The 16621-nt window shown below is 57.0% G+C and carries 16 protein-coding genes; 10 read left to right on the top strand and 6 right to left on the bottom strand.

Going from position 1 to position 16621, the window contains the following annotated elements; translation table 11 throughout:
* Positions 1 to 27: 27 nt before the first annotated feature.
* Together purN and purM are read right to left on the bottom strand one after the other, a co-directional pair.
* Entirely contained in the window at positions 28 to 669 is a 642-nt protein-coding gene (gene purN / locus FHC52_RS10245) for a phosphoribosylglycinamide formyltransferase (protein ID WP_063622240.1), read from the bottom strand.
* On the bottom strand, positions 666 to 1703 hold the full coding sequence (gene purM, locus FHC52_RS10240) for a phosphoribosylformylglycinamidine cyclo-ligase (RefSeq protein WP_063622239.1): 1038 nt from the start codon (positions 1701 to 1703) through the stop codon (positions 666 to 668). Before purM ends, purN begins: the two co-directional genes overlap by 4 nt.
* 266 nt (positions 1704 to 1969) lie before the next feature.
* On the opposite strand from purM, the gene FHC52_RS10235 reads away from it, so the two are divergent.
* From FHC52_RS10235 to FHC52_RS10220, 4 genes are all read left to right on the top strand, one after another.
* On the top strand, positions 1970 to 3400 hold the full coding sequence (locus tag FHC52_RS10235; protein ID WP_126289283.1) for a 6-phospho-beta-glucosidase: 1431 nt from the start codon (positions 1970 to 1972) through the stop codon (positions 3398 to 3400).
* A 215-nt stretch (positions 3401 to 3615) separates the two neighbouring features.
* The gene (upp, locus tag FHC52_RS10230) at positions 3616 to 4242 is read left to right on the top strand and encodes a uracil phosphoribosyltransferase (RefSeq protein ID WP_008501641.1); all 627 of its coding nucleotides are present in this window, start codon (positions 3616 to 3618) and stop codon (positions 4240 to 4242) included.
* An 86-nt stretch (positions 4243 to 4328) separates the two neighbouring features.
* Entirely contained in the window at positions 4329 to 5618 is a 1290-nt protein-coding gene (gene uraA / locus FHC52_RS10225; protein ID WP_032675304.1) for a uracil permease, read from the top strand.
* Positions 5619 to 5713: 95 nt separating this feature from the next.
* On the top strand, positions 5714 to 6415 hold the full coding sequence (locus tag FHC52_RS10220) for a DnaA inactivator Hda (RefSeq protein ID WP_213014348.1): 702 nt from the start codon (positions 5714 to 5716) through the stop codon (positions 6413 to 6415).
* 84 nt (positions 6416 to 6499) lie between these two features.
* Here FHC52_RS10220 and arsC read toward each other — a convergent pair whose 3' ends face one another.
* Both arsC and bepA read right to left on the bottom strand, forming a co-directional pair.
* Positions 6500 to 6856 (bottom strand): arsenate reductase (glutaredoxin), encoded by a 357-nt coding sequence (gene arsC / locus FHC52_RS10215; protein ID WP_032675303.1) that lies wholly within the window; start codon positions 6854 to 6856, stop codon positions 6500 to 6502.
* 18 nt (positions 6857 to 6874) lie between these two features.
* Positions 6875 to 8338, bottom strand: coding sequence for a beta-barrel assembly-enhancing protease (bepA, locus tag FHC52_RS10210; protein WP_045908582.1), 1464 nt, complete (start codon positions 8336 to 8338; stop codon positions 6875 to 6877).
* Positions 8339 to 8559: 221 nt separating this feature from the next.
* On the opposite strand from bepA, the gene FHC52_RS10205 reads away from it, so the two are divergent.
* Complete coding sequence (locus tag FHC52_RS10205) at positions 8560 to 9624, top strand: AI-2E family transporter (RefSeq protein ID WP_045908583.1); 1065 nt, start codon at positions 8560 to 8562, stop codon at positions 9622 to 9624.
* Positions 9625 to 9707: 83 nt separating this feature from the next.
* Here the strand turns inward: FHC52_RS10205 and bcp are convergent, their stop codons facing one another.
* On the bottom strand, positions 9708 to 10178 hold the full coding sequence (gene bcp / locus FHC52_RS10200) for a thioredoxin-dependent thiol peroxidase (protein ID WP_008501635.1): 471 nt from the start codon (positions 10176 to 10178) through the stop codon (positions 9708 to 9710).
* Positions 10178 to 10747, bottom strand: coding sequence for a glycine cleavage system transcriptional repressor (locus FHC52_RS10195; protein ID WP_008501634.1), 570 nt, complete (start codon positions 10745 to 10747; stop codon positions 10178 to 10180). The genes bcp and FHC52_RS10195 overlap by 1 nt, the downstream gene beginning before the upstream one ends.
* Before the next feature lie 145 nt (positions 10748 to 10892).
* On the opposite strand from FHC52_RS10195, the gene dapA reads away from it, so the two are divergent.
* The 5 genes from dapA to FHC52_RS10170 all read left to right on the top strand — a co-directional run bounded on the left by dapA (position 10893) and on the right by FHC52_RS10170 (position 16581).
* Complete coding sequence (dapA, locus tag FHC52_RS10190; protein ID WP_008501633.1) at positions 10893 to 11771, top strand: 4-hydroxy-tetrahydrodipicolinate synthase; 879 nt, start codon at positions 10893 to 10895, stop codon at positions 11769 to 11771.
* 16 nt (positions 11772 to 11787) lie between these two features.
* The gene (gene bamC / locus FHC52_RS10185) at positions 11788 to 12822 is read left to right on the top strand and encodes an outer membrane protein assembly factor BamC (protein ID WP_008501632.1); all 1035 of its coding nucleotides are present in this window, start codon (positions 11788 to 11790) and stop codon (positions 12820 to 12822) included.
* A 109-nt stretch (positions 12823 to 12931) separates the two neighbouring features.
* Positions 12932 to 13645, top strand: a complete 714-nt coding sequence (gene purC / locus FHC52_RS10180; protein ID WP_008501631.1) for a phosphoribosylaminoimidazolesuccinocarboxamide synthase — start codon at positions 12932 to 12934, stop codon at positions 13643 to 13645.
* Positions 13646 to 13765: 120 nt separating this feature from the next.
* Complete coding sequence (locus tag FHC52_RS10175; RefSeq protein WP_008501630.1) at positions 13766 to 14635, top strand: neutral zinc metallopeptidase; 870 nt, start codon at positions 13766 to 13768, stop codon at positions 14633 to 14635.
* Positions 14635 to 16581 carry a tRNA(Met) cytidine acetyltransferase TmcA gene (locus FHC52_RS10170; protein ID WP_220420062.1) on the top strand — a complete coding sequence of 649 codons (1947 nt, stop codon included), beginning with the start codon at positions 14635 to 14637 and terminating at the stop codon, positions 16579 to 16581. The genes FHC52_RS10175 and FHC52_RS10170 overlap by 1 nt, the downstream gene beginning before the upstream one ends.
* The last annotated feature ends 40 nt before the right edge of the window (positions 16582 to 16621 follow it).

The raw sequence follows: 16621 nt of genomic DNA, 5'->3' as shown, positions 1-16621 counted from the left end.
GAAGCGCCGCCGGGCAATTCAAACAGACTACTCTTCGGCAGCATGACCCTGCGGGGGTAACTTCACGCCATCCAGCCAGGCTACGCCGTCGCGCATTTCAAGACGCCCGTCGACAAACCAGCTTACCACCAGTGGGTAAATGGCATGCTCCTGGGTCTGCACGCGTTCGGTCACGTCTTCTTCGCTGTCGCCTTCAAAGACCGGGACTTTGGCCTGCAGGATCACCGGACCGCCATCCAGCTCGTCGGTCACGAAATGCACGGAGGTGCCGTGCTCCTCATCGCCGTTTTCCAGAACCTGACGATGGGTGTGCAGGCCGGGATATTTCGGCAGAAGAGAAGGGTGAATATTCAGCAAACGTCCGGCGTAGTGCGCGACAAAGGCCGGGCTCAGAATGCGCATATAGCCCGCCAGCACCACGACGTCCGGCGCGTAGGCATCAATCTCCTGAACCAGCTCGCGGTCAAAGGCTTCACGCCCGGCGAACTGGCTGGCTTCCAGCGCGTGCGCGGGTATGTTCGCTTCCCGCGCGCGCTCAAGGCCGAACGCGTCGGCCTTGTTGCTGAATACTGCCCGAATGGTGCCGTTGATTTTCTTCTGCTTGCAGGCGTCTATGATGGCCTGCAAATTACTTCCGTTGCCGGAAATGAGCACCACGATGTTTTTCATTCAATGACCACACGCTGTTCGGAATCGGAGGCTTTAATCGTACCGATTTTCCACGCGTTTTCACCTTTTTCGGTCAGCAGCTTGACCGCTTTATCCGCTTCGCTTGCCGGCAGGGCGATAACCATGCCCACGCCGCAGTTAAAGGTGCGGTACATTTCGTGAGAGCTCACGTTGCCTGCGGTCTGCAGCCAGTTAAAGACCGCTGGCCACTGCCATGAGGACTCGTCGATCACCGCCTGGGTGTTGTCCGGCAGCACGCGCGGGATGTTTTCCCAGAAGCCACCACCGGTCAGGTGGGCAATGGCGTGCACGTCGACGTTCTCGATCAGTTCCAGCACGTTCTTCACGTAGATGCGGGTTGGGGCCAGCAGATGGTCAGCCAGCGGTTTCCCTTCAAGCTCGGTCGTCTCTGGGTCGCAACCGCTCACCTCGAGGATTTTACGCACCAGGGAGTAGCCGTTGGAGTGCGGGCCACTGGAGGCCAGCGCGATCAGCACATCGCCATCCGCCACTTTGCTGCCGTCAATAATTTCTGATTTTTCTACTACGCCGACGCAGAAGCCTGCGACGTCATAATCTTCGCCGTGATACATGCCCGGCATTTCCGCGGTTTCACCGCCGACCAGCGCACAGCCAGACTGCAGGCACCCTTCGGCGATACCATTAATGACGCTTGCAGCGGTATCCACGTCCAGTTTGCCGGTCGCGTAGTAATCGAGGAAGAACAGCGGCTCTGCGCCCTGAACCACCAGGTCATTCACGCACATCGCGACCAGATCGATACCGATCGTGTCGTGACGTTTTAAATCCATCGCCAGGCGCAGTTTGGTGCCTACACCGTCAGTTCCCGAGACCAGAACAGGTTCACGATATTTTTGCGGCAGCGCGCACAGTGCGCCGAATCCACCCAGACCACCCATCACTTCCGGGCGGCGGGTTTTTTTCACCACACCTTTGATTCGGTCAACCAGCGCATTACCTGCGTCAATATCAACACCGGCATCTTTGTAGCTGAGAGAAGTTTTGTTGGTCACGGCTTAAATCCCCACGCGATTGCATAGCTAGTAAGAAAAATCGGCGCAATTCTAACAGTCCAGGCAAACGTTTGCGAGCCTATTCTCGGCGAGAGGATCTTTTTTTACGTGCAGCCTGCCAGTGCGCCCAAACTTGCGTCTGTTCACGAAAATGAAACCGGTTTCGGTATTCTCCTTGCAACCCGAAACGGCTTTGCACATCATTCAACTGAAACCGGTTTCTGTAATTGTTTTTGCAGAAAATAACGCAGAATGAGGGAAAGCGAATGTCAGGATTTAAAGCAGATTTTCTGTGGGGCGGTGCGGTTGCGGCGCACCAGCTGGAAGGTGGCTGGAAAGAAGGGGGTAAAGGCGTAAGCGTAGCCGACGTCATGACTGCAGGCGCGCACGGCGTGCCGCGTGAAATCACCAACGGCGTGCTGCCGGGGAAAAATTACCCTAACCATGACGCCATCGATTTCTACCACCGCTATAAAGAAGACATCAAACTCTTTGCCGAGATGGGGTTCAAATGCTTTCGTACCTCTATCGCCTGGACGCGCATTTTCCCGAGAGGGGACGAGCTTGAGCCGAACGAGGCTGGCCTGAAATTCTATGACGACCTGTTCGACGAGTGCCTGAAGTACGGCATCGAACCGGTTATTACCCTCTCTCACTTCGAGATGCCTTTCCACCTGGTCACCGAATACGGCGGCTGGCGCAACCGTAAGCTGATCGACTTTTTCGTTCGTTTTGCAAAAGTGGTTTTCCAGCGCTATCAGCATAAAGTGAAGTACTGGATGACCTTTAACGAGATCAACAACCAGGCCAACTTCCATGAAGACTTTGCGCCGTTCACCAACTCCGGGCTGAAGTACGCGCCGGGCGAAGACCGTGAGCCGGTGATGTTCCAGGCCGCACACTATGAGCTGGTGGCCAGCGCGCTAGCGGTGAAGGCGGGGCGCGAGATTAACCCGTCCCTGCAGATCGGCTGCATGATTGCCATGTGCCCAATCTACCCGCTGACCTGCGCGCCGGACGACATGATGATGGCGATGAACGCCATGCACCGCCGCTACTGGTTCACCGATGTGCACGTGCGCGGCAAGTACCCGCAGCATCTGCTCAACTACTTCGAACGTCGCGGCTTCACGCTGGATATCACCGAAGAAGATAAAGCCGCGCTGACACAGGGCTGCGTGGATTACATCGGGTTTAGCTATTATATGTCCTTCGCCACCAAGGCGACGGCGGACAACCCGCAGCTGGACTATGACGAAAGCAAGAGCCTGGTCTCCAACCCGTACGTGCAGAAATCCGACTGGGGCTGGCAGATTGACCCGGTGGGGCTGCGCTACTCCCTCAACTGGTTCTGGGATCACTACCAGCTGCCGCTGTTTATCGTTGAGAACGGCTTTGGCGCAATCGACGTGCAGGAGAGCGACGGCACGGTGAACGACCAGTACCGCATTGACTACCTGGCCGCCCACATCCGCGAGATGAAAAAAGCGGTGGTGGAAGATGGCGTAGACCTGATGGGCTATACCCCGTGGGGCTGTATCGACCTGGTGTCTGCCGGTACCGGTGAAATGAAAAAACGCTACGGCTTTATCTTTGTCGATAAAGACAATGAAGGAAACGGCACGTTGAACCGCAGCAAGAAGAAGTCGTTCGACTGGTATAAGCAGGTGATCGCGAGCAACGGGGAGCAGCTATAATTGCCCGGTGGCGCTGCGCTTACCGGGCCTACGGGATGTGTAGGCCGGGTAAGCGTTAGCGCCACCCGGCAGAACCCCGCACCCAAGCCGGAGCCCAGCCTCTGGCTTTTTTGTTTTTGATTGATGTACATCAAGCAACATGGGTATGGCCTAATCCGAAAAAAGCGGTATAATCCCGCGATTTTTTTGCGGATGCCATTCAGAGGAGAAAGAGAATGAAGATTGTGGAAGTGAAACACCCACTCGTTAAACACAAGTTGGGCCTGATGCGTGAGCATGACATCAGCACGAAGCGTTTTCGCGAACTGGCCTCTGAAGTCGGCAGCCTGCTGACCTACGAAGCGACCTCTGATCTGGAAACGGAAAAAGTCACCATCGAAGGCTGGAACGGTCCGGTACAGGTTGAGCAGATCAAAGGTAAGAAAATTACCGTCGTGCCTATCCTGCGTGCCGGTCTCGGCATGATGGAAGGCGTGCTGGAGCACGTGCCAAGCGCGCGCATCAGCGTGGTGGGGATCTACCGTAACGAAGAAACCCTCGAGCCAGTTCCTTATTTCCAGAAGCTGGTGTCCAACATCGACGAGCGTATGGCGCTGGTGGTTGACCCGATGCTGGCAACCGGCGGTTCAATGATTGCCACTATCGACCTGCTGAAAAAAGCGGGCTGCAGCAGCATTAAAGTGCTGGTGCTGGTTGCGGCACCGGAAGGGATCGCGGCGCTGGAAAAAGCGCACCCGGACGTTGAGCTGTATACCGCCTCTATCGACCAGGGCCTGAACGAGCACGGGTACATCATCCCGGGGCTCGGCGATGCCGGCGATAAGATCTTTGGTACGAAATAATCGAATAACGATAAATAAGCCGACTTTGATAGTCGGCTTTTTTTTGAATAAAACACCAACAACGATACTACTCAGAGGAAAACACTATGACGCGCCGTGCTATCGGGGTGAGTGAAAGACCGCCGCTTTTACAGACTATCCCGCTTAGTTTGCAGCACCTGTTCGCCATGTTTGGCGCAACCGTGCTGGTGCCAATCCTGTTCCACATTAACCCGGCTACCGTGCTGCTGTTCAACGGCATCGGTACGCTGCTGTACCTTTTTATCTGTAAAGGCAAAATCCCGGCGTATCTCGGGTCGAGCTTTGCCTTTATCTCTCCGGTGTTATTGTTGCTGCCGCTGGGTTATGAGGTCGCGCTGGGCGGCTTTATCATGTGTGGCGTGCTGTTCTGCCTGGTCTCCTTCATCGTGAAGAAAGCCGGTACCGGCTGGCTGGACGTGATGTTCCCACCAGCGGCGATGGGCGCCATCGTGGCCGTCATCGGTCTCGAACTGGCGGGCGTGGCGGCGAATATGGCCGGCCTGCTGCCTGCTGACGGCCAGTCACCGGATTCCAAAACCATTATCATCTCGCTGGTAACGCTGGGCGTAACGGTGTTTGGCTCCGTGCTGTTCCGCGGTTTCATGGCGATTATCCCGATCCTGATCGGCGTGCTGGCAGGCTATGCGCTCTCCTTCGTGATGGGCGTGGTGGATACCACCCCGATTGCCGAGGCGCACTGGTTCGCGCTGCCAACCTTCTACACGCCGCGCTTCGAATGGTTTGCGATCTTCACCATTCTGCCTGCGGCACTGGTTGTGATTGCGGAGCACGTCGGCCACCTGGTGGTAACGGCGAACATCGTTAAGCGCGATTTAATCCGCGATCCGGGCCTGCACCGCTCCATGTTTGCGAACGGTTTCTCCACCATCATCTCCGGTTTCTTTGGGTCTACCCCAAACACCACCTACGGTGAAAACATCGGCGTGATGGCGATTACCCGCGTTTACAGCACCTGGGTTATCGGCGGCGCGGCGATCATTGCCATTCTGCTCTCCTGCGTCGGCAAGCTGGCGGCAGCAATTCAGATCATCCCGGTTCCGGTGATGGGCGGCGTGTCTCTGCTGCTGTACGGGGTAATTGGTGCCTCCGGTATTCGCGTGCTGATTGAATCTAAAGTGGATTACAGCAAGGCGCAGAATCTGATCCTGACGTCGGTGATCCTGATTATCGGCGTGAGCGGCGCGAAGGTGCACATCGGCGCGGCCGAGCTGAAAGGCATGGCGCTGGCAACCATCGTCGGCGTGGGCCTGAGCCTGATTTTCAAGCTGATCTCCGTGATCCGTCCGGAAGAGGTGGTACTGGACGCTGACGAAAACGAAAAAGCGTCACACTGATCCTATAACCGGGCGGACGATCCGCCCGGTTCTCTCCTTGCAGGTTCCGTGTTAAACTCCATGCCGATTTTATGTCAGATCTGGTTGAGGTACTTCTGAACGGACCGGCACAGCTCTCTCTGCCACTCTATCTCCCTGACGACGAAACGTTTGCAAGTTTCTGGCCGGGTGATAACCCCTCTTTACTGGCTGCTCTGCAAAACGTGCTGCGTCAGGAACACAGCGGATACATCTATATCTGGTCACGCGAAGGCGCGGGGCGCAGCCACCTGCTGCATGCCGCCTGCGCGGAGCTCTCTGCGCGCGGTGATGCGGTAGGCTATGTGCCGCTGGATAAACGAACCTGGTTTGTCCCTGACGTGCTGGAGGGGATGGAACATCTCTCCCTGGTCTGCATCGATAACATCGAATGCGTGGCGGGGGATGAGCCGTGGGAAATGGCGATCTTTAACCTCTACAACCGCATTCTGGAATCGGGCAAAACCCGGCTGCTGATCACCGGCGATCGTCCGCCTCGCCAGCTGAATCTGGGACTGCCGGATCTGGCGTCTCGCCTGGACTGGGGCCAAATCTATAAGCTTCAGCCGCTGTCGGACGAAGATAAGCTTCAGGCGCTACAGCTGCGCGCAAAGCAGCGCGGCTTTGAGCTGCCGGAAGACGTGGGCCGTTTCCTGCTGAAGCGGCTGGATCGCGAAATGCGTACGCTGTTTGACACGCTGGATCAGCTCGATCGCGCCTCCATTACCGCCCAGCGCAAGCTGACCATTCCGTTTGTGAAAGATATTCTGAAGCTATAGTTGTGCCGGGTGGCGGCTGCGCCTTACCCGGCCTACATATGGCACCCGTAGGCCCGCTAAGCGCAGCGCCACCGGGCGAAACCATCAGAGGATCTCGAGCACGTCTTCCGGCGGGCGTCCAATGCGCGCCTGGCCGTTCGCCACGACAATCGGGCGCTCAATCAGCTTTGGATTTTCAACCATCGCCTGTATCAGCTGGGCCTCGGAGAGACGGCTGTCATCCAGGTTAAGCGACGTATACAGATCTTCTTTCTTGCGCATCAGATCCCGCGCACTGCCCATGCCCAGCATATGCAGCAGCTGGCGGAGGGTCTGCGCGTCCGGTGGGGTGTCGAGGTACAGCACCACCTCCGGCTCCACGCCGTTAGACTTCAGCAGGCTCAGGGTATCGCGGCTCTTGGAGCAGCGCGGGTTGTGGTAAATTTTTACGGCGTCTGTCATGACGTGAATTCTCCTTGATTACATCTTCTCGTACGGCTTGAAGCGCTGCTGCAGGCCGCGAAGCTGATCGATACGCGCGTCGTATCGGGCCTGCTGGAGGCTGCCGAGTTTGACCTGCGAGCTGGCGCTACTGAGTGCGGAAATGGCCTGATCGAGGCGCCCCACCAGGGCAAAGCCTTCTGCGCGTGCCGCCAGCTCCTGATCGCGGTTGCCGAGCTGGGCTTCCGCCTGAGCGAGCAGATCCCAGCCGTTTTGATCGTCTTTATTATTAAAGGTGTAGCGGTTCAGGATGGTCGCTGCTTCACCCGGCTGGCCGCCCTGCAAGTAAGCGTTCGCCAGGTTAAGCTGCAGCACCGGGTTGGTACGGACGTCTTTTGCCCCTTTCAGGCGGTTAATCGCATCGGCAGGCTTCTTCTGCCCCAGATCGATATCCGTCGACAGATCGAGGTACCACGGGTTGTTTGGGTCGGCAGCCAGAAGCGGCTGCAGCGCCTTACGCGCCTCGTCGTATTTGCTGGCTTCCATCGCCTGGAGCGCCTGACCATACTGCGCGGCGTTCTTCTCGCGCACGTTGCCTTTCGCCAGGGTATCCAGCAGGTCGCTGGTGAGCTGGTTACGCCCGGAATTGTACATCCCCAGCGTTCTCACTTTCGCCATGTAGAAATCCTGCGAAGACTGGACCACGACCGGGCGCATCTGGTTGGCACGGTTACGCGCGTCCGACAGACGGCTTTCAGGCAGCGGGTGCGTGAGCAAAATTTCCGGTGGACGGGAAGAATAACGCGCCTGATCGAGCAGTTTTTCGAGGAAGCTCGGCATGGCCTGCGGATCAAAGCCTGAGCGCTGTAACACCTGAATGCCGATGCGGTCCGCTTCCTGCTCGTTTTGTTGGGTAAAGCTGATCATCCCCTGGCGCGTTCCTGCCAGCGTACCGGTCAGCGCTGCCATCCCGGCCTGCGGGCTGGCCATCGCCAGCAGAATCGATCCCAGTGCGCCCACCCAGGTAAGGGGAGCGTTACGTTTCTGGTCTTCCATGGCACGCGCCAGGTGACGCTGCGTGACGTGCGAAATTTCGTGCGCCATCACCGAGGCCAGCTGGCTTTCGTTGTCTGAGTAACGGAATAACGCCGAATGCAGCACCACGTTACCGCCAAAGAAGGCGAAGGCGTTGATTTCGTCGTTATTGATTAAATAGAAATGGAAGGGGGTTCTGACCGAATCGGCGTGCGCCACCAGACGCATTCCCAACCCGTTTATGTACTGTACCAGCAAAGGGTCGTTAATCAGCGGGGCGCTGCCGCGCAGCTGGCGAACATAGTAATCCCCCATTTGCATCTCTTGCCCAATAGAGAGCGTGCTTCCTGCTGTGGTGCCCATGTCCGGCAATGTATCGGACGAGTCAGCAAAAGCGGGCAACACCTGACCGACCGTCACCGCGGCAATCAGTGTTGCAACCAGTGTTTTTCTCAATTGCCTGAACATAACCACTGTCCTGTATGTTGGATGTGCTAATTTGACCGATGAACCGGCATATCGTTCATCTCTGCTGCCCTGGGAGTGTAGCCGTGTTGTAGCATGAAGAAAATCCCATTCATCAGGCTTTTGCGGATTGCGATCGGGATACAAAAAGCGAAAGTCTTTTTTGTGACAGTTAGATACAATTCACCGTCTCACTCCCGCCATTCGATTCAGGGAAGGGTTGTATGCTCGAAATGTTAATGCAGTGGTACCGGCGTCGCTTCAGCGACCCGGAAGCCATTGCTTTGTTGGTTATTCTGGTTGCCGGGTTCGGTATCCTGTTCTTCTTTAGCGGTCTGCTCGCCCCTCTGCTGGTGGCGATTGTGCTGGCTTACCTGCTGGAGTGGCCCACGGCGCGCCTGGAACATATCGGCTGTTCCCGCCGCTGGGCGACCAGCATCGTGCTGGTGCTGTTTGTTGGCATCCTGCTGCTGATGGCCTTTGTGGTGATGCCGGTTGCCTGGCAACAGGGAATCAACCTGATCCGCGATATGCCCGGCATGTTGAACAAACTCTCTGATTTCGCTGCCACGCTGCCGCGCCGTTATCCTGCGCTGATGGATGCCGGGATTATCGACGCGATGGCCGAAAACATGCGCGCCCGCATCATGACGATGGGCGATTCGGTGGTGAAGTACTCGCTGGCGTCCCTAGTCGGACTGCTGACGCTGGCGGTCTACCTTGTGCTGGTGCCGCTGATGGTCTTCTTCCTGGTGAAAGATAAAGACCAGATGCTTAACGCCGTGCGCCGTATTCTGCCGCGCAACCGCGGGCTGGCGGGGCAGGTCTGGGAAGAGATGAACCAGCAGATCACCAACTACATTCGCGGCAAGGTGCTGGAGATGATTGTCGTGGGGGTCGCCACCTGGATTGGCTTCCTGATTTTCGGCCTGAACTACTCGCTGCTGCTGGCGGTGCTGGTGGGGTTATCGGTCCTGATCCCGTATATCGGCGCGTTTGTGGTGACCATTCCGGTGGTTGGCGTGGCGTTGTTCCAGTTTGGGCTGGGGACCGAGTTCTGGAGCTGCTTCGCGGTGTACCTGATTATTCAGGGGCTGGACGGTAACCTGCTGGTACCGGTGCTGTTCTCCGAGGCGGTAAACCTGCATCCGCTGGTTATTATCTTATCGGTGGTGATTTTCGGCGGGTTGTGGGGATTCTGGGGCGTGTTCTTCGCCATTCCGCTGGCAACGCTGATTAAAGCGGTCGTCCACGCGTGGCCGGATGTGCCGGCGGTAGAAGAGCAGTAAGTTTTGCCGGGTGGCGCTGCGCTTACCCGGCCGACTTATCCTTGTAGGTCGGGTAAGGCGAAGCCGCCACCCGACACTCACTTTCAGGCACTTTCTTTCAGCCAGTTCAACACCACGTCGTGGTGGTTGCTGGTTTTGAAGTCGTCAAACACGTGTTCAACTTTACCGTCAGCGTCAATCAGGAAGCTGATGCGGTGAATGCCGTCGTAGGTTTTACCCATAAACGTCTTCTCGCCCCAGACGCCGAACTGCTCGCATACCTGATGATCTTCGTCAGAAAGCAGCGTGAAGTTCAGCAGCTCTTTTTCAGCAAATCGTGACAGCTTTTCTGGTTTATCGGTGCTGATACCCAGCACTTCCACGCCGACTTTTTTCAACTCATCCATGTTATCGCGTAAGCCGCAGGCCTGTACGGTGCAGCCGGGGGTCATGGCTTTCGGGTAGAAATAGACCAGAACACGCTGTCCCTGGAAGTCGGTCAAATTTACTTGCTCGCCGTCTTGATCCGGTAAGCTAAATTTCGGTGCGATGTCACCGGCTTTCAGTGGATTCATTACTCAACTCCATCCTGTTCGTGCTGCGAATAATTGACGACGCTTATACTGCCCTGCGCGTTTAATTCTGTACAGAGGGCTTTGAACGCTTGCTCGATATTTGACGCATCCTGTGACGCAGGACTGTGCGCGGTAATTTGAATAAAGAGCGTGGGAACCGTGCTTGCGTCGCCCGGCTGTGTGCGGGAAACGAGCTCGGCGATGTTCATCTGATGGCTGTCAAACAGCGCGGTGAAGCGCTCTATCAGATGTGGAGAATCAGGCACTTCAACCTGCACCCAGACGGTAGCGGGCATGGCCGGGCGAGGGCGCGCGGTGGTGCGCTTCATGACGATCAGCAAATCCAGCTCGGCACCTTTCAGCGGCAGGGTCGATTCAATCAACGTGATGGCGTTCCATGTCCCTGAAAGCAACATAATGAATGTGAACTCTTCGCCGAGCATGGCCAAACGGCTGTCTTCAATATTACAGCCGCAACTGCTTACGTGGCGGGTGATGGTGTTCACGATACCCGGCCTGTCGGCACCCAGCGCAGTGATAACCAGGTAATGTTGTGATGAGGTTGTCAAACCTGTTCTTCCTTTGCATGGTTAAGTCTTCCTAAGGAAAGCATAAAAAAAACATGCATACAACCGCCTGAGGGCCTCAGGTCGCTTGCTTTTATTACAGTTCCAAACGTACCATTGAGACTCTTGTTCGCACAGAGGATGGCTCATGTTCACGGGAAGTATTGTCGCGCTTGTAACACCGATGGATGAAAAAGGTAACGTCTGCCGGTCTAGCATGAAGAAGCTGATTGATTACCATGTCGCCAATGGAACCTCGGCGATCGTTTCGGTAGGGACTACCGGTGAATCTGCAACGCTGAGCCACGACGAGCACGGCGATGTGGTTATGCTGACCCTGGAACTGGCTGACGGACGTATTCCGGTCATCGCGGGCACAGGCGCGAATGCCACCGCAGAAGCGATCAGCCTGACTAAACGTTTTAACGACAGCGGCATTGTCGGCTGTCTGACGGTGACCCCTTACTATAACCGTCCTACTCAGGAAGGTTTGTTCCAGCACTTCAAAGCCATCGCTGAACATACTGACTTGCCACAAATTCTGTATAATGTGCCGTCCCGTACCGGTTGCGATATGCTGCCGGAAACCGTTGGTCGTCTCTCGGAAGTCAAAAATATTATCGGTATTAAAGAGGCGACAGGGAACTTAAGCCGCGTTCATCAGATCAAAGAGCTGGTTTCAGACGACTTTATCCTGTTGAGCGGTGATGATGCGACCGCGCTGGACTTTATGCAGCTCGGTGGCCATGGCGTGATCTCCGTAACGGCAAACGTTGCGGCGCGCGATATGGCTGAAATGTGCAAACTGGCCGCGGCCGGTCACTTTGATGAAGCGCGTGTCATAAATCAGCGTCTGATGCCGCTGCACAATAAATTATTTGTCGAACCCAATCCGATCCCAGTGAAATGGGCATGTAAGGAGTTGGGGCTTGTAGCAACCGACACGCTGCGTCTGCCAATGACACCGATTACCGACCACGGTCGTGATATCGTCAGGGCAGCGCTGAAGCATGCCGGTTTGCTGTAAAGTTTAGGGAGATTTGATGGCTTATTCAGTACAGAAGTCGCGCCTGGCGAAGGTTGCGAGTGTTTCGCTTGTTATGCTGCTCGCTGCCTGTAGTTCAGACTCGCGCTACAAGCGCCAGGTGAGCGGTGATGAATCCTATCTGGATGCGACCCCGCTTGCTGAACTTCACGCACCGGCTGGTATGATCCTGCCGATTCAGAACGGCGATTATAATATTCCCGTGACCAACGGCAGCGGCCTGGTCGGTAAAGCGCTTGATATTCGTCCACCAGCACAGCCTCTGGCGCTGGTGAGCGGTGCGCGTACCCAGTTCACCGGTGATACGGCGTCTCTGATGGTTGAGAGCGCGCGCGGTAGCACCCTGTGGCCGCAGGTTGTCAGCGTCATTCAGGCGAAGAACTACACCATCGATAAACGCGATGATGCCAGCCAGACGTTAACCACCGACTGGATCGAATGGAACCGTCTGGATGAAGACCAGCAGTACCGCGGTCGTTATCAAGTCTCCGTTAAACCGCAGGGTTATCAGCAGGCAGTTAACGTTAAGCTGTTGAACCTGGAGCAGGCGGGTAAACCGGTTGCGGATGCCGCATCCCTGCAGCGTTACAGCACCGAAATGCTGAACGTGATTGCCGCAGGCCTGGATAAAAACGCGACCGATGCTGCCAACGCCGCGCAGAGCCGCAACGGTGTGACCTTCGATGTCCAGAGCGGCGCGGATGATACCGGCCTGCCAATGCTGGTGGTGCGTGCACCGTTTAACCAGACCTGGCAGCGTCTGCCAGCGACGCTGGAAAAAGTGGGCATGAAAGTGACCGACAGCACCCGCTCAACCGGCAGCATGACGGCAACCTATAAGCCGCTCTCCGACAGCGCGTGGCAGGAACTGGGCGCGAAAGATCCTCAGCTTGCCTCCGGTGACTACAAGATTCAGGTCGGTGACCTTGATAACCGCAGTAGCCTGCAGTTTATCGATCCAAAAGGTCACACGCTGACCCAGTCGCAGAACGATGCGCTGGTCGCTGTCTTCCAGGCAGCATTCAGCAAATAAATACGAGGGCTGGTGAATCCAGCCCTTTTTATTTTCGTGCTACGCAAACGTGTGCGTGGCATAATATCCCCAGTTTTGAACACAAATCATCACACCAGGAGTAATGAAGATGCAGAAGCAAGCTGAGTTGTATCGTGGCAAAGCGAAGACCGTATACAGCACGGAAAACCCGGATCTGTTGGTGCTCGAGTTCCGCAATGATACGTCAGCAGGGGATGGCGCGCGCATTGAGCAGTTCGATCGTAAAGGCATGGTGAACAACAAGTTCAACCACTTCATTATGACCAAACTGGCCGAAGCGGGTATCCCGACTCAGATGGAAGCGTTGCTGTCCGATACGGAATGTCTGGTGAAAAAACTGGATATGGTTCCGGTTGAGTGCGTTATTCGTAACCGTGCGGCGGGCTCCCTGGTGAAGCGTCTGGGCATTGAAGAAGGTATCGAACTGAATCCACCGCTGTTCGATCTGTTCCTGAAAAACGACGCCATGCACGACCCGATGGTCAATGATTCCTACTGCGAAACCTTCGGCTGGGTGAACAAAGAGAACCTGGCGCGCATGAAAGAGCTGACCTACAAAGCCAACGACGTGCTGAAAAAATTGTTTGATGACGCGGGCCTGATCCTCGTCGACTTTAAGCTGGAGTTTGGTCTGTTCAAAGGCGAAGTGGTGCTGGGCGATGAGTTCTCACCGGACGGTAGCCGCCTGTGGGACAAAGAAACCCTGGATAAAATGGACAAAGACCGTTTCCGTCAGAGCCTGGGTGGCCTGATTGAAGCGTACGAAGCGGTTGCTCACCGTTTAGGCGTTAAGCTCGACTAACTCCCTCACTTGCCAAAGGATGTTCGCATCCTTTGGCGTCTTACCTTTGTTTCCTATGGTAATCTTGCCGTTAACCGCCTACGATCATAGCTATTATAAATGGAATAGTTAGAGGTGGTTATGCGCTGGCAAGGGCGTCGTGAAAGTGACAATGTAGAAGACAGACGCAGTGATGGCGGCGGCGGTCCTTCCATGGGCGGACCGGGCTTCCGGTTACCCAGCGGCAAGGGCGGTATCATTCTGCTGATTGTGGTGCTGGTCGCGGGCTATTACGGCGTCGATCTCACCGGGTTAATGACCGGTCAGCCGCTGCAACAGCAGCAGCATTCTCAGCGCTCCATCAGCCCGAATGAAGATGAAGCGGCCAAATTTACCTCCGTGATCCTCGCCACAACGGAAGACACATGGGGTCAGCTGTTTGAGAAGATGGGGCGTACCTACCAGCAGCCGAAGCTGGTGATGTACCGGGGCGCAACCCGCACCGGATGCGGCACCGGGCAGTCCGTGATGGGGCCGTTCTACTGCCCGGCGGACGGCACCGTCTATATCGATCTCTCCTTTTACGATGACATGAAACGCAAGCTTGGCGCTGACGGTGATTTTGCCCAGGGTTACGTTATCGCGCATGAAGTCGGCCATCACGTGCAAAAGCTGCTGGGAATTGAGCCAAAAGTGCGCCAGCTGCAGCAAAATGCTTCGCAGGCTGACGTGAACCGCCTGTCCGTTAAAATGGAGCTGCAGGCGGACTGCTTCGCGGGCGTCTGGGGCCACAGCATGCAGCAGCAGGGCGTGCTGGAATCCGGCGATCTTGAGGAGGCGCTGAATGCCGCTCAGGCGATCGGTGACGACCGTCTTCAGCAGCAGAGCCAGGGGCGCGTCGTGCCGGACAGCTTCACTCACGGTACTTCGCAGCAGCGCTACAGCTGGTTTAAACGCGGTTTCGACAGCGGCGACCCGGCGCAGTGTAATACCTTCGGCAAAGCGATGTAATGCTGGCGTTTGATCAGCAGATACGCGAGCTTGAGCGCACCGGCCATCGTCGGCTGGTGGTGCTCAGCGGTGAGACGCAGTGGACGTTGAGTCAGGCGACTGACCTGCGTAATACCCTGCCGGGAGACTGGCTGTGGCTGGATGACAATCCCTCTAAAACCCTCAGCGGACTGCTGGGACGCGAATACCTTCACGCCGCTTTTGACGCGCGCGCCGGGTTTGACGTCTCAGCCTTCGCCGCGCTCAGCGGGACGCTGCGCGCCGGAAGCCTCCTGGTGCTGCTGGTTCCTCCGCTTGCTGACTGGGCCGACAGGCCAGACAGCGACTCTTTGCGCTGGAGCGACAGCGCGGAGCCGATCGCCACTCCACACTTTGTGCACCACTTCTGCCGGACGCTTGCCGCCGATTCGGATGCGATTGTCTGGCAGCAGCATCGTCCTTTGTCCGTTCCCGTTGCGCCGGATTTACCCGCCTGGCAGCCTGCCAGCGGCGCACCGCAGCGCGAGCAGGCGGAGATCCTCGACGCGCTTCTGACCATGCCTGCGGGCATCGCTGCCGTAACGGCACCGCGCGGGCGCGGAAAGTCAGCGCTGGCGGGGATGCTGCTCAATAGCATTCAGGGGAGTGCGGTGGTCACGGCACCGGCTAAAGGGGCAACGGATGTCATTGCGCGCTTTGCGGGCGAGCATTTCCACTTTATGGCCCCGGATGCGCTGCTGGCCTCCACGCTGCAGGCCGACTGGCTGATTGTCGATGAAGCGGCTGCCATCCCGGGCCCGCTGCTGGAGAAGCTGGTGACGCGCTTTTCGCGCGTATTATTAACCACCACGGTGCAGGGCTATGAAGGGACGGGCAGGGGGTTCCTGCTGAAGTTCTGCGCCCGTTTCAGCGAACTGCGGCATTATGCCTTATCGACCCCCATTCGCTGGGCCGCCGGATGTCCGCTTGAGCGGTTCGTGGCAAATGCTCTGTTATTTGATGATTCGCTTATCGATCGCAGACCGGAAGGTGAGGTTCGTATAACGCCGCTGGCGCCGCGGATGTGGGAGAGCGACCCGGCACGCGCGGCAAGCGTATATGAACTGCTGTGTGCTGCACACTACCGCACGTCACCGCTCGATTTACGCCGGATGATGGACGCGCCCGGCCAGCACTTTGCTGTTGCAGAGACGGGGGCTGATACTGCAGGCGCGCTCTGGCTGGTGGAAGAGGGCGGGTTGTCACCGGAGCTTAGCCGCGCCGTGTGGGCGGGATACCGGCGTCCACGCGGGAATCTCGTGGCGCAGTCGCTGGCGGCGCACGGCGGCTCTCCGCTCGCGGCGACGCTGAAAGGGCGACGGGTTAGCCGCATTGCGGTTCACCCCCTGCGCCAGCGGGAAGGCATCGGGCAACGGCTTATCCGTAGCGCCAGCGGGGAAGATTATCTGTCGGTGAGTTTTGGTTATACCGACGAGCTGTGGCGTTTCTGGCAGCGGTGCGGGTTTGTGCTGGTGCGGATGGGGAGCCATCGGGAAGCCAGCAGCGGCTGCTACACGGCGATGGCGCTGCTGCCGCTGAGCGAGGCCGGGCGTCGGCTGTGCGCGCAGGAACATCACCGTTTATGCCGGGATATGCGCGTCCTGTCGGCCTGGAACGGTGAAAAGATCCCGGTGGACGACGGCTGGGAAGCTACCCTTAATAGTGATGACTGGTGGGAGCTGGCGGGGTTTGCTTTTGCCCATCGCGCGTTTTCAACCTCGGTTGCCGCGCTGACGCGGTTGTTGCTTACCGTTGATATGCCGCTTCCGGCCCTGCGGGGGAAACTAGCAGGGAAAACGGATGTGCTCGGGCGAAAAGCGTTGCTGGCAAAGCTGCGCTCTGAAACCGCGCAAGCGCTTGAAAGTCTTGATTATCCCCGCTGCCAGCAGTTGAAGGAACCCATTTTGCAATGGCAATTTTTTCAATGACTTCTTCAGTAAAGTGGCATGGTCATTCCCGCCGGGAGGC

The organism is Enterobacter sp. EC_64, assembly GCF_019584165.1.
Lineage (GTDB): Bacteria > Pseudomonadota > Gammaproteobacteria > Enterobacterales > Enterobacteriaceae > Enterobacter > Enterobacter roggenkampii.
This window is presented reverse-complemented; position numbering and strand designations above follow the sequence as displayed.

Bases quoted from the DNA above. Each gene is read 5' to 3' on its own strand.
- FHC52_RS10205 (WP_045908583.1), top strand. From the start codon at position 8,560: ATGCTCGAAATGTTAATGCAGTGGTACCGGCGTCGCTTCAGCGACCCG.
- bamC (WP_008501632.1), top strand. From the start codon at position 11,788: ATGGCTTATTCAGTACAGAAGTCGCGCCTGGCGAAGGTTGCGAGTGTT.
- bcp (WP_008501635.1), bottom strand. From the start codon at position 10,178: ATGAATCCACTGAAAGCCGGTGACATCGCACCGAAATTTAGCTTACCG.
- FHC52_RS10235 (WP_126289283.1), top strand. From the start codon at position 1,970: ATGTCAGGATTTAAAGCAGATTTTCTGTGGGGCGGTGCGGTTGCGGCG.
- dapA (WP_008501633.1), top strand. From the start codon at position 10,893: ATGTTCACGGGAAGTATTGTCGCGCTTGTAACACCGATGGATGAAAAA.
- uraA (WP_032675304.1), top strand. From the start codon at position 4,329: ATGACGCGCCGTGCTATCGGGGTGAGTGAAAGACCGCCGCTTTTACAG.
- bepA (WP_045908582.1), bottom strand. From the start codon at position 8,338: ATGTTCAGGCAATTGAGAAAAACACTGGTTGCAACACTGATTGCCGCG.
- arsC (WP_032675303.1), bottom strand. From the start codon at position 6,856: ATGACAGACGCCGTAAAAATTTACCACAACCCGCGCTGCTCCAAGAGC.
- purC (WP_008501631.1), top strand. From the start codon at position 12,932: ATGCAGAAGCAAGCTGAGTTGTATCGTGGCAAAGCGAAGACCGTATAC.
- FHC52_RS10170 (WP_220420062.1), top strand. From the start codon at position 14,635: ATGCTGGCGTTTGATCAGCAGATACGCGAGCTTGAGCGCACCGGCCAT.
- FHC52_RS10175 (WP_008501630.1), top strand. From the start codon at position 13,766: ATGCGCTGGCAAGGGCGTCGTGAAAGTGACAATGTAGAAGACAGACGC.
- upp (WP_008501641.1), top strand. From the start codon at position 3,616: ATGAAGATTGTGGAAGTGAAACACCCACTCGTTAAACACAAGTTGGGC.
- purN (WP_063622240.1), bottom strand. From the start codon at position 669: ATGAAAAACATCGTGGTGCTCATTTCCGGCAACGGAAGTAATTTGCAG.